The sequence below is a fragment of the Ruegeria sp. CG4 genome (assembly GCF_056537185.1).
Genome location: NZ_JBQFRB010000009.1, coordinates 132,923 through 145,718 on the forward strand (window position 1 = coordinate 132,923; position 12,796 = coordinate 145,718).

The following is a 12,796-nucleotide window of genomic DNA, read 5'->3' on the forward strand; positions in this document are numbered from 1 at the left end:
TGATGATCTGCGATGGGTCCCGACTTTGGTTGATCCCACACCAGCCAGTCTGTATGCCGAAACAGACACCAGAACAGGCCCGATCCTTGGCAGAGCGAGCAAAACAGGCAACATACCGGCACCACGCGCTTATGTTCACTGCCGTATTCGTAGGCGGAGCGGCAGGGTCGCTGCTGCGCGAGGTGTTTGCCGTCAACTTACCCGGGTTGCCCTACCTAACCTCAACTTTCGGGATCAACGTGGTCGCGTGCTTTGTTCTGGGCTGGCTGTATTCTGTCCGCCACCGTGTCCACGCGCATGTGCTGCATCTGGGTGCAGTCGGGTTTTGCGGGGGGCTTTCGACCTTTTCCTCCTTCGTCGCCGATCTTGAAGTCATGGCAATGTCCAGCGGCTGGATGGCCGCTGTCGCCGCCGTGGCGGAAATTGCTATCGGTTTGGGTGCCGCCATTCTGGGTGAGATGACGGGGCGGCGGTTCCAATCAGGTGGTTCCCGGACATGACCGACCTGTATCTGCACGCAATGTTTGGCCTGGGCGGGGGTCTTGGCGCCGTGATGCGACATTGGCTTGCGCTCAAAGTCACGCACCAACTGCCATTGTCCACGCTGATCGTGAATATTCTGGGCAGTCTCTTTTTGGGCCTGTGGATAGGGTATCTGGGCGGTGCCGCAGACATGGGCGAAGAAGAAAAACGGCTGGTTTTTGGGTTTTGCGGCGGGTTCACGACCTTTTCCAGCTTCGCCTATCAGTCGCTGGAACTGCACCGCGAACGGACAATCGCTTTGGCAGCCGGGAATATCCTGCTCAGCCTTGTTTTGTGCTGGGCGAGCTTGTGGTTGGGTCTGACGGTCATGCGCTAATGTGCATGAACGCTGACTTCCGTTCCCGGTTTCGGCGCCCGACAAAAGAATACCAGTGGGATCGTGGTTAATGCCAGTAGCCCAAGGTTGTTGAATACAGTCAGAAAAGAGATCATCTCAGCCTGCCGCGCGATCTCCTGCCCCAGAATTGCCGCCCCTTGCGGGCTGTCCGGTGTCAGGCCAAGCGGCTTCAGATATGCCTGTGCGGCGGGATTGTACGGCGTCACGTTCTGGCTGAGGGTCGCGGTATTCGTCTGCAGACCACGCACGACCCAAGTACCAACCAGCGATATGCCAACTGACGAGCCCAACTGCCGGGTCACGTTGAACAGCCCCGAGGCTTCGTCCTGGCGGGCCTTGCTAATGCTTTCGAAGGCAAGAATGGACATGGGTACAAAAACCAGTCCCATGCCCAATCCGCTGACCGCACCTGGCCAGGCCAATTGCCAGAAACCGGCATTCAGATTGAGCGCGCCCAACATGAAGTTCCCGATGGCTGTCAGCAATAAACCCAGACCGGTCAGAAGCCTGGGATCGAACCGTGTAACCAGCACGGACCCCGTCAACACCATCGACAATCCCGCCGCAATCCCGCGCGGGATGAACAAATGCCCGGACTCGATGACCGGAAAGTCCAGAAGGTTCTGGACAAAGGTCGGCAGGATCGCGATCCCTCCGAACAGGGAAATCGCAAAACCTGCGATGATCAGATTGCACAGCGCGAAATTGCGATCCGCAAACAGCCGCAGGTCGACAACCGCGTTTTTGGCGGACAGGGCATGAACAATAAAACCCAGCGCGCCCAGAACCGAGGCGATCAACGCGACCTGAATGACCCGAGAGGACAGCCAATCCTTGGTCTCGCCCTGATCGAGTATGAATTGAAGGCATCCGATCCCGACCGCCAGCAGCGCAAGACCTTTCCAGTCAATCCGGACGTCTTCGGTCTTGTCATCAGGCAGTTCCCCGGCCAGCAGCAACAGTGCCATGGCCGCCACGGGAAGGTTGACGAAGAACACCATGCGCCACGAGAAATACTCGGTCAGGATTGCACCGACTGTAGGCCCAAGAACCGGCGCGACGACCACACCCAACCCGAATACAGCCATAGCATTGCCGCGTTTTTCCTTTGGAAACGCATCAAACAGGATGGATTGCGACAGGGGGATCAGGAACGCCCCGAACATGCCTTGCGCCAGACGGAACGCGACAATGGTCTCAAGGCTCCAGGACAGGCCACACATCACCGACATGGTGGCGAATCCGGTAACAGCGGTCAGGATCAGGCGGCGGCGGCCCACTCGCCGCGCAACAAACCCGGTCAAAGGCATAACCACAACAGCCGAGACGATATAGCTGGTCAATATCCATGTCGCCTGATCGGTGGTCGCTCCGAATGCCGCCTGAATATGAGGCAGAGCGACGTTGACGATCGTACTGTCCAGCACCTCAAGGATGGCGCTCAGCAATACGGCGATAACGATCACCGGATTCACATGGCTGGCGACCGTAGATGTCACTTTTCAGCCTGATCAGTCGTTGTGTCCACGATCACTTTACTGCTGCCACCGACGCGCAAGGGTGCGTCGGTCGGATCCAGCGCGATGCGCACGGGAAACCGGCGTGTAACCTTGACCCAGTTCCCGCTGGAATTCTCGGACGGCAATAGAGAGAATGTATCGCCCGACCCCCGACCGATCGAGGCGACCTTGCCGGTCAGGGACATGCCCGGCAACATATCGACCCTGACGGTCACGGGTTGGCCGGAACGAATACGCGGCAATGCAGTTTCCTTGAAATTGGCATCCACCCACCAATCGGAAGACTCGATAATTGAAAATTGCGGGGCGTTGGCAGATACAGCTGAGCCGGGCCGTAGGGTCAGATTGGCGATCCAGCCGTCTGCCGCGGCGTAAACTTTGGTCCAGTTCAGGTTCGCCTTCGCAATTTCAAGCTGCGCCTGTGCCGCCAGCACATCGTCCTTTTTCGCCGCCAATCCGCTGCGCAATGCCAGAAGGCTGGACTGGCTTGTCGTCAGCCGTGCCGAGGCCTGCGCAGCATCGGTCGTGGCCTGATCCAGCGAGACCTGCGCGACATCCCCGCTGGCGAACAACGCGTTTGAGCGCTCGAAATTCTTCTGTGCAGTATCAAATGCAGATTGCGCCGACTTCACTGATGCTTCGGCCGCCGCGATCTGGGTTGAATAGGACTGAGCCTGCTGCCTGGCACTGTCCAGATCGGCCTGGGCCTGATCGACCGACGCGCTGAATTGTGTGGCATCGATTTCAAACAAAAGATCGCCCGCTTTGACCTTTTGGTTTTCTACGACAGAAAGGCCGGACACCTGCCCTGTGACCTGCGCAGCAACATAAATGATGTTGGCCCCGACATAGGCGTCCTTGGTCGACGGGTAACGCTCCTCATGGCGCCAGTACAGAAGCAGTCCGGCGGCAATCGCGCCCAGCATGGCAATGACAGCGACGGTTTTCAGGGATTTCATGTGATCAGTTCCAAATGAGTGCTGAAATTGAGGGTCCGTCACATCGGGATCGTGTGCATCCGCACAGACAGATTGCCCAGAATCCAGACAGTTCCAAGGATGATGATGAGCAGAACCAATGTCGAAAACAGGACCAGATCCAGATCCTCGCGACTGCTACGGCGACGATCAATATGCAGGAAATAGACCAGTTGAACGATCAGCTGCGCCAGACCCAGAAGGCCAATGGTCAGATAGACCCCGGGTGTTTCGATACCGTACCGATAGGCGATCATGAATACGGCCATAGTCAGCACCAGCGACCCGCCATACCCTATCAGATATCGGCGCCGTTCGCGGTGGAACATCTCGGTCTGCTTATCCATAAGTCAGCCCTCCGAAGTAGACGATGGTGATGATGCCGATCCAGATCAGGTCAAGGAAATGCCAGAACAGCGCCAGCCTTATGACGCGCGAGATCACCTTGTCGGTCATCCCCATCACCCGCAGCTGAATGCCCAGAACGACGAGCCAGATACATCCAGCGGCCACATGCAACCCGTGCAGCGGGACCAGCCCGAAGAAGGCAGACAGAAACCCGCTGCGCTGTGGCACCCCGCCCTTTTCCGCCATTGCCATGAAGTCGCGAACCTCGAGCACCAGAAAGCTGATGCCCAGCAACAATGTCAGGCAGAACCAGAATATGACACGCACGCGCGGCCGGTTGTATTTCAACGCCAGCATGGCCAGACCAACCGTCAGACTGCTGGTCAGCAGGATCATGGTCTGGGCGAAGATGCTGTAAAGGTCGAACAATTCATGCGGTCCGGGGCCACCCGCCTGCGCGTCGATCATCGTGATGTAGATCGCGAACATCAGGCCGAAATAGACCAGATCGCTCATCAGGAAGACCCAGAAGCCGAAGGTGACAACCTCGCTCGATTTATCGGCGCTGGCGTGGTTTTCGCCCAGATTCAGACCCGGATAGCTGTGTGAGGGTGCGCGTCTCATGTCGCGGCCTCCAGATCGGGGCCGGCAAGACCGCGGTTTTCCGAGGCGGTTTCCAGATCGCGGTTCACGGGTCGGGATTTGCGCACCAGATCCAGCCAGGCTTCGTGCTGTTCGCGAACAACTTCGGCCGGGATCACCTCCTCGGTGTCGGTGTTGAAGGTCCAGATGATGACCGCCAGGATCATCAGAACGGTCATCAGGATGGCCAGCCACCAGATCCACCAGACCAAAGCGAACATCCAAACACCGCTGAGCACGCAAAGCACAAAGCCGATGGCTGTATTGCGGGGCATCTCGATGTCTTCATAGGCATCCGCGGATGGGTAGGCCGTTCCGTTTTCCTTGGCTGCGGCAAAGTCATCCCGGTCGGACACCTGCGGAATGATCGCAAAATTGTAAGACGGCGGCGGTGCCGGTGTCGCCCATTCCAGCGTTCGCGCGTCCCACGGGTCGCCAACCGGTACACGTGTCTTTTCGCAATCCCTGATACTGACCCAAAGTTGCACCAGCACCGACAAAAGCGCCATCAGAATGACGAGCGAGCCGACAACCGCGACGATCATGTAGGGGTGGAAGCTCGGATCCTCCCAACTGAAGGACCGGCGCGGCATACCCATCAGGCCAACAAAATAAAGCGGCAGGAAGGTCAGCATAAAGCCGACGGTCCACAGGGCCACAGACACCCTGCCCCAAAACTCGCTCAGCCGAAAGCCAAACGCCTTGGGGAACCAGTAATTGTATCCGGCCAACAGGCCAAACAGCACACCCGGCAACAGCACGTTGTGGAAGTGAGCCACCAGAAACAGGGTGTTGTGTACCTGATAATCCACGGTGGGATTGGCCAGTATCACGCCGCTAAGCCCGCCGATGACAAACAGCATCAGAAACGACAGGCCATACAGCATAGGCACCGAGAACCGGATACGGCCACGGTACAGAGTCGCCATCCAGTCATAGACCTTTACGCCGGTCGGGATGGCAATCAGCATGGTCGCGATGCCGAAAACCGCGTTGATCAGGGCGCTTTGGCCCATGGTGAAGAAGTGGTGCAACCAGACGGTAAAGGACAGCACCGCAATCGACATCGTGGCGATGACCAGTGAGTTATATCCATACAACCGTTTGGCCGAAAAGGTCGCGAAGATCTCGGAATAGATACCATAGGCGGGCAGAACCAAAAGGTAGACCTCGGGGTGGCCGAACAGCCAGAACAGGTTGGCATAGTTCATCATGTTGCCGCCAAGGTCGTTGGTGAAGAAGTGGAAGTCGAGATAGCGATCGGCCGCCAGCAACAGCGCGGCGACCCCAAGCGGCGGCATGGCGAAGATGATCAGGATCGAACTACAGATGATCGTCCAGCAGTACATCGGAAGCCGCATGAACGTCATTCCGGGCGCGCGTAGTTTGTAAATCGTGACGGCAAAGTTGATGCCCGTCAGCGTTGTGCCGACGCCCGAGACGACAATGGCCCAGATCCAGTAATCCGGTCCAACGCCCGGATTGAAGGCCGCACCCGTATAGGGCGGATAGGCCGTCCAGCCGCCCGTCGAGAACTCACCCACAACCAACGACACCATTAGCATCATGCCAGCCGAAACGGTCAGTCCCAGCCCGATCTGGTTCATCACCGGAAACGCCACATCCCGCGCGCCAATCATCAACGGGACCAGATAATTTGCGACCCCAAAGACAAACGGAACGGCGACAAAAAACACCATGATCGTACCATGGGTGCTGAACAGTTCTGCGAAATGTTCAGCCTCAAGAAATCCGTCGCCTGGTCCCGCCGCTTGCTGGGCGCGCATGACAACGCCCTCCAACACGCCGCGCGCCAACATGACGATGGCGAAGACGATATACATGATGCCGATCTTCTTGTGATCCGCGCTGGTCAGCCAGTCCCGCCACAACGGCCCCCAAAGGCGGAACCACGTCAGCAGGCCCAAAACCGCAATGGCACCGACGATCACGATGCCCGCCGCCACATTGGCCACGATTTCGTTGGCGTTGGGATCCCGGATCAGACCGCTGATCGGAAAGGCATCCCAGTCGAGGCGGCCAAAGAACCCTGATCCGACCGTCGTCATTGGCTGACCTCCTGCCCGAACTGCGCGGTTCCCGGCTGTTGATCCCGAGGCAACGGTTCGCCGCTGTGGTATCGGTGAAGAATGGACATGAACAGATCTTTGTCCTTCAATGTAAAATAGAGTGCGTTTTCCGGCATTTGCGCCGTGCCAAGCGCCGCCTGAACCTCAACCCGATCGGTTCTCTTGGCCAAAGTCCGATAGGTTTCAGGGTCAAGCGGGATACCATTGGAGCGCACACCTTCTACCCACGCATTGAAGTCGTCGGGCTGCATCGCCAGAGTCTGAAACTTCTGTTTTGTAAAACCCCGACCATTGTACTGAGTGTTTTCCCCCTGCATCCGTTCAGGATGGTCAGCAACAAGGTGCAGTTTGGTTGTCATCCCCGGCATCGCATAGATCTGACCCGCCAAGGCCGGGATCATGAAGGACTGCATTACAGTGTCGGTTGTCAGCGTCATCGCCACCTGCTGCTTGACCGGGATGCCCAGCTCTCCGACACTTGCGATGCCCAGGTCGGGGTAGATGAACAGCCATTTCCAGTCGAGCCCGACAACCTGCACCTCCAACGCGGGCGCATCACCGAAAGGCGCGGCATAAGGGTCAAGACGATGGGTCGCCTTCCACAGGTAGAAGGACAGTATCGCCACTATGACAACAGGCACCACCCACATCAGGAATTCCAGCCTGAACGAAAAATCCCAGTTTGGTCGATACTCGGCAGTGCTGCCCTTGTGGCGGCGGTAACGCAGGGCGATCAAGGGAACCAGCACGAGGACAGGAATAACAGCGACCATGATCAATACCGTTGCGCGCAGCAGATGGGTTTTCTGAACAGCCGCAATTGGCCCTTGCGGGTTCATGAAACTGTCGCTTGCGCCAGCCAATTGGGGCGAGGCAAACAAAACCACCAATGCCGCCAGTATAGAAACTGGCGCAGGAGAGATCCTGAAACTGGTCACGCCTGCCCGTCCTCTCATGCCGTTGTTTTCCGCCCAACTATCGACACTGTCACAGATTTTCTCAAGGTTTTTTACCGTACCGGAGATTGATCGGCGCGCTGGCGGCTCAACCAAAGCCGACAAACGGAGGCCATGGCTGTTGACTTGCACTGCGCCAGAGTTGAAACCGGAGTGGTGATGAAACTGTTTGTTTTTGTTCTTTCCCTTCTGTGCCTGCCAGCCGTAACGTTAGCGCAGGATCGCGCCGCGGTTGAAAAACAGTTTCGAACCTGGCTGAACACCACGGTATGGCCTCAGGCCCGCGCCAAGGGGGTTTCGCGTCGCACGATGGAAGCGGCTTTCGAGGGCGTGACCCTGAATTGGGACCTGCCCGACCTCGTCCCTCCCGGTACGAAGGCAAAAACCCCCAGACAGCAAAAACAGGCCGAGTTCGGGTCCCCGGGGCGTTACTTCAAAGCGGGTTCGGTAAACGGCGCCACATCGGAAGGGCGAAGAATGGCGGCCCGCCATTCCACCACACTGGACCAGGTCGAAAGACAGACGGGTGTGCCTGGCCGGATCATTCTGGCGATATGGGGTCGTGAAAGCGGGTATGGTCAGGTGCCGATCCGGTACGACGCGTTCGAGGTTCTTGGCACCAAGGGGTTCATGAGCACACGCGCCGAGTACTTCACAGCCGAACTGGTCGCCGCCCTGCAGATCGCGCAGGCCGGCCACATGCCTGCGCGCACCATGAAAAGCAGTTGGGCCGGGGCGCTTGGGCAGCCACAATTCATGCCATCGAACTTCCTGACCTATGCAGCAGATGGAAACGGCGACGGACGCACCGACATCTGGGGTTCGGCGGAAGACACAATTGCGTCAATCGGGAACTATCTGCACCGTCATGGCTGGATCTCCGGGCGGGACTGGGGGTTCGAGGTTGATGTTCCCGGGTCGGTTTCCTGTGCGCTTGAAGGCCCCGATCAGGGTCGCCCCATCCATGAATGGGAGGCGATGGGGATCACGCGCGTCTCCGGCAAACCGTTTCCGGCCCACGAAAGGGACGGCGTTGGGTATCTGATGATGCCGGCGGGACGGTTCGGGCCAGCCTTTGTCGTGACACCCAATTTCTATGTGCTCAAAGAGTACAACAAAAGCGACCTCTACGCCCTGTTCGTGGGGCACGTCGGCGACCGTATTCAGTATGGCGTCGGCGATTTTACCGGACGCTGGGGCAAGGTCGGCGGGCTTTATCGATCAGACGTTGCCACGATGCAAAGGGCGCTGGAGAAACAGGGCCACGATGTCGGGGGAGCGGACGGGCTGCCGGGATTCAAAACGCGCCGGTCAATCGGGCGCTGGCAGTCTTCGACAGGTCAGTCTCCTACCTGCTTTCCGCAAGCGCACATGAAAGCGGACCTGAGGGGCTGAGCGTCATTTGATCGGCACCAAGGGTATAGCGATTCGCTGTGTTCCGGCCTTGGAAGCGCAGGTCTTGGCGGTTTTCCAAAGATGCATTTTGGATGCAGGTTCACGAAAATGTCACGGACCCCCCGGGGTTCCTTCCTAAAATTTCCGACGCACCCACGGTTTAGGAAGTAATCCACCTTTGGTTGTTCAAACGAACGACCAAGGCTTTAACCTTTTCGAAAACAATGTCACCTTCTGCCGCAGTGAAAGGCGACTTTCGCAAACAGTTCCCGACTGCATACCGAAAGACTGCGACGCGGTGTTCATTGCGATCAGTAACAAGACATATGGACCCCTCCCGGTTTTGTTCGGAGTCGGACAACCAAGGCAGGCGCGCGCCACCCCTATTTGGGTTTTGCGCCTTTGCTTCAAAAAACGGGAGTACATAACATGAAAAAGACTATTCGGATGTCGCTGGCGGGGCTGTTGTCCTCGACCATTATCGCAGGTGCGGCCTTTGCCGCCGGAACCCATCCTGTAACCGGTGAGGCACTGGCCGACGACCAGACCTTTACCTATCGCATTCTGGACGAACACAGCTCGGTCGATCCGCAGGTTGTCGAAGATGTCTCGGGCGCGGAAATCGTTCGCGACCTGTTCGAGGGTCTGATGAACCAGGACGAAGACGGCAACCTGGTGCCCGGTGTGGCTACGGAATATTCCGTCAATGACACCAAGGACGTCTACACCTTCACATTGCGTGACAATGCAAAGTGGTCGAACGGCGATCCGGTCACGGCGGGTGATTTCGTTTATGCCTGGAAGCGCGCGGTCGATCCCGAACTGTCCTCGCCCTACGCCTGGTTCATGGAACTGATGTCGATCGAGAACGCCGCTGCAATTATTGCCGGTGAAAAGCCCGTGGATGAACTGGGCGTCAAGGCAATCGACGACAAGACTCTGGAAGTCCGCCTGAGCGCCCCACTGCCATATTTCCCGCAGATGACCACACATTCGACTACCTTCCCTGCCCCGCAGAAAGTGATCGAAGAGTTCGGCGATGCATGGACCAAGCCCGAAAACATCGTATCGAACGGTGCCTATATCCTGACCGAGCATTTGCCGCAGGAACGTTCGGTTCGCGAACGCAATGAAATGTACTGGGACAACGACAACACCATCATCGACAAGGTTGTGTCGCTGGTGATCAACGACGAAAACGTCGCCCTGACCCGGTATCTGGCTGGTGAACTTGACCGCACCGAAATTCCCGCCGGTCAGTACCCGCGCCTGAAAGAGGAACACCCTGAAGAAGCCATCAGCTTCCCGCGTCTGTGCAACTACTATTACACGTTCAACCTGTCCGAGGGTGGCCCTGAGGCATTCAAGGACCCCAACGTCCGTCAAGCCTTGTCTCTTGCCGTCGACCGCGCAATCATCACTGAAAAGGTCATGGCGGGCGGACAGCCGCAGGCATACACCTTTGCGCCCGAGGCAACTGCCGGCTTCACAGTTCCGGCTGTAGAAATGGCTTCGATGACCCAGCCAGAACGGGACGAGCTGGCCAAGGAACTGCTGGCCGAAGCAGGTTTTGGCCCCGACAATCCGCTGAGCTTCGAGATGGTCTACAACACCTCGGAAGACCACAAGAAGGTTGCCGTGGCACTGAGCCAGATGTGGAAACAGAAACTGGGTGTTCAGGTCGAACTCGCCAACATGGAGTGGAAAGTCTTCCTGGAAGAGCGCGGCAACCAGAACTTTGATCTGGCTCGTGGCGCATGGTGTGGCGACTATAACGAAGCGTCCACTTTCCTTGACCTGCTGCAATCCGATTCCGGTTACAACGACGGCAAGTACAATAACGCGCGCGTCGACGAGTTGCTGGCCGAGGCCAAGACTTCGAACGATCCGGCACCGCTTTACACGGAAGTCGAGCGCATTATCGCGCAGGAAACCCCTGTGATCCCGATCTACCACTACGCCGGTGTCTACATGATGGACAGCGACGTCGGGAACTGGCCGGTGAACAATGTCGAGCAGAACTGGTACTCGAGAAACCTCTACAAGCTCGCTGAATAATCGTTTTTGAACCGCGCCCTGTCCCGGTCACATCCGGGGCAGGGCCAATAAAAATGGGGGCATGAAATGCTTGCCTATAGCTTGCGGCGATTGCTCGTCGCCATTCCGACGATCCTGTTGCTGATCGTCGCCTGTTTCTTTCTGATGCACTTCGCGCCCGGCGGACCCTTCACCTCGGAACGGCCTTTGCCGCCGCAGGTTCTGGCCAATATCGAGGCGCGGTACGGGTTGGACCAGCCACTGTGGAAGCAGTTGTGGGACTACCTTTACAACATCGTCGTGCATTTTGACTTCGGCCCGTCCTTCAAGTTCAAGGACCGGGACGTCAACGACATCATCGCGCAGGGTTTCCCGATCTCACTTACCTATGGTTCGCTGTCGTTTCTTGTGGCGACCGCAGTCGGTGTGAGCCTTGGGATTGCCGCCGCGATCAAGCACAATAGCTGGATCGATTATTTCGCAGTTGGTCTGGGTATCGCGGCGCAAGCGCTGCCCAACTTCATCATGGGCCCGATCCTTATCCTGACCTTTACCCTGTGGCTGGGCTGGCTGCCGGGCGGCGGCTGGAATGGCGGTCAGTGGCAGTACCTGATCATGCCGGTCATCGCGCTGGCGACGTCCTATATGGGCTCGATCGCGCGGATTACCCGGTCATCGATGCTGGAGGTTCTGAACTCGAACTTCATCCGAACCGCCCGCGCCAAGGGCCTGCCGACCAGAACCGTGATCTGGCGCCATGCGCTGAAACCCACGCTGCTGCCGGTTGTGTCCTATCTGGGACCCGTCTTCGTTTACGTGCTGACCGGCTCGGTCTTTGTGGACATCTATTTTTCGACCGGCGGTCTGGGTCAGGCCTATGTCGGCTCGGCCCTGTCGCGAGACTATGCCGTGCTGCTGGGGGTCACGATTCTATACGGCGCGCTGACCGTTGTCGTGAACCTGCTGACCGACCTGGCCTATGCCTGGTTCGATCCGAAAATCCGTTACTGAGGGGCGGGCAATGCTTGGAAAATCTCAAAAAGCCGCCCATCTGGCCGAGGAAATCACTGATTACACAGTTATTCAGGGGCGCTCACTCTGGCAGGACGCGCGGATGCGTTTTGTCCGCAACAAGGCCGCGATGGCCAGTGTCTTCATTCTGGGGATGATCGTCCTGTTCACGATTATCGGACCCTATTTCGCAGCCTGGAACAACGAAGAGATCGACTGGAACGTCATGGGTGACGTGCGCGGCATGGGTATGCCGTCCATCGAGACCGGACACTATTTCGGCGTCGATGATCTGGGGCGCGATCTGTACAGCCGTGTCATTCAGGCAACCACGACGTCGCTGCTGGTGGGTCTGATCGGGGCGGCAACGGCGCTGATCGTGGGCACCTGCTACGGCATCGCTGCAGGTTATATCGGCGGCCGCACCGACAGTGTCATGATGCGCTTTGTCGACATCCTGCTGGCGATCCCGGCCACGCTGGTCATCATCCTGCTGCTTGTCGTGGCAGGGCGGTCATTCTTCATGCTGTTCATCGCCCTTGGGGCGGTCGGCTGGCTGACCATGGCGCGGATCGTGCGGGGACAAACTCTGACTCTAAAAAACCGCGAGTTTATCGAGGCCGCCCGCGCCGCCGGGGTCAGCGAGTTTACCATCATGTACCGCCACATCCTGCCCAACCTGCTGGGCGTGGTGATCGTCTATGCCTCGCTACTGGTGCCCGAGATGATCCTGACCGAAAGCTTCATCTCGTTCCTGGGTCTCGGGATTTCGGAACCTTACACCTCATTGGGCCGTCTGATTGCCGAAGGGGCTGGGACCATGAGCTATGGCACGCTGTGGCAGTTGATGTACCCCCTGACATTCTATGTCGCCATCATCATCACCATGTTCTTCATCGGTGACGGTCTGCGTGACGCTCTGGACCCGAAGGATCGCTGA

Annotated in this window: 12 protein-coding genes; 6 read left to right on the forward strand and 6 right to left on the reverse strand. The window is 57.9% G+C overall.

Features of this window, described 5'->3' with window-relative positions:
• Positions 1-86: 86 nt before the first annotated feature.
• Positions 87-500, forward strand: a complete 414-nt coding sequence (locus ACR0J2_RS19810; RefSeq protein WP_480813580.1) for a fluoride efflux transporter FluC — start codon at positions 87-89, stop codon at positions 498-500.
• Positions 497-859, forward strand: coding sequence for a fluoride efflux transporter FluC (locus tag ACR0J2_RS19815; RefSeq protein WP_480813581.1), 363 nt, complete (start codon positions 497-499; stop codon positions 857-859). The genes ACR0J2_RS19810 and ACR0J2_RS19815 overlap by 4 nt, the downstream gene beginning before the upstream one ends.
• Here the strand turns inward: ACR0J2_RS19815 and ACR0J2_RS19820 are convergent.
• From ACR0J2_RS19820 to ACR0J2_RS19845, 6 genes are read right to left on the reverse strand one after another with little or no spacing between them, the layout of a single operon-like run.
• Positions 856-2,379 carry a DHA2 family efflux MFS transporter permease subunit gene (locus tag ACR0J2_RS19820; protein ID WP_480813582.1) on the reverse strand — a complete coding sequence of 508 codons (1,524 nt, stop codon included), beginning with the start codon at positions 2,377-2,379 and terminating at the stop codon, positions 856-858. The genes ACR0J2_RS19815 and ACR0J2_RS19820 overlap by 4 nt on opposite strands.
• Positions 2,376-3,359 carry an HlyD family secretion protein gene (locus ACR0J2_RS19825; RefSeq protein WP_480813583.1) on the reverse strand — a complete coding sequence of 328 codons (984 nt, stop codon included), beginning with the start codon at positions 3,357-3,359 and terminating at the stop codon, positions 2,376-2,378. Before ACR0J2_RS19825 ends, ACR0J2_RS19820 begins: the two co-directional genes overlap by 4 nt.
• A 38-nt stretch (positions 3,360-3,397) precedes the next feature.
• Positions 3,398-3,724: a cytochrome o ubiquinol oxidase subunit IV gene (locus ACR0J2_RS19830; protein ID WP_480813584.1), complete on the reverse strand. Its 327-nt coding sequence runs from the start codon at positions 3,722-3,724 to the stop codon at positions 3,398-3,400.
• A complete protein-coding gene (locus tag ACR0J2_RS19835; RefSeq protein WP_480813585.1) occupies positions 3,717-4,349 on the reverse strand; it encodes a cytochrome c oxidase subunit 3 in 633 nt (210 codons plus the stop codon). The genes ACR0J2_RS19830 and ACR0J2_RS19835 overlap by 8 nt, the downstream gene beginning before the upstream one ends.
• Entirely contained in the window at positions 4,346-6,436 is a 2,091-nt protein-coding gene (locus ACR0J2_RS19840) for a cbb3-type cytochrome c oxidase subunit I (RefSeq protein WP_480813586.1), read from the reverse strand. Before ACR0J2_RS19840 ends, ACR0J2_RS19835 begins: the two co-directional genes overlap by 4 nt.
• Positions 6,433-7,395, reverse strand: coding sequence for a cytochrome ubiquinol oxidase subunit II (locus tag ACR0J2_RS19845; RefSeq protein WP_480813587.1), 963 nt, complete (start codon positions 7,393-7,395; stop codon positions 6,433-6,435). Before ACR0J2_RS19845 ends, ACR0J2_RS19840 begins: the two co-directional genes overlap by 4 nt.
• 177 nt (positions 7,396-7,572) lie before the next feature.
• Here ACR0J2_RS19845 and ACR0J2_RS19850 point away from each other — a divergent pair, with 177 nt between their 5' ends.
• From ACR0J2_RS19850 to ACR0J2_RS19865, 4 genes are all read left to right on the forward strand, one after another.
• The gene (locus tag ACR0J2_RS19850) at positions 7,573-8,808 is read left to right on the forward strand and encodes a lytic murein transglycosylase (protein WP_480813588.1); all 1,236 of its coding nucleotides are present in this window, start codon (positions 7,573-7,575) and stop codon (positions 8,806-8,808) included.
• A 429-nt stretch (positions 8,809-9,237) separates the two neighbouring features.
• The gene (locus ACR0J2_RS19855; protein WP_480813589.1) at positions 9,238-10,866 is read left to right on the forward strand and encodes a peptide ABC transporter substrate-binding protein; all 1,629 of its coding nucleotides are present in this window, start codon (positions 9,238-9,240) and stop codon (positions 10,864-10,866) included.
• A 66-nt stretch (positions 10,867-10,932) separates the two neighbouring features.
• A complete protein-coding gene (oppB, locus tag ACR0J2_RS19860) occupies positions 10,933-11,856 on the forward strand; it encodes an oligopeptide ABC transporter permease OppB (protein WP_039543927.1) in 924 nt (307 codons plus the stop codon).
• Positions 11,857-11,866: 10 nt separating this feature from the next.
• A complete protein-coding gene (locus tag ACR0J2_RS19865; RefSeq protein WP_170611380.1) occupies positions 11,867-12,796 on the forward strand; it encodes an ABC transporter permease subunit in 930 nt (309 codons plus the stop codon).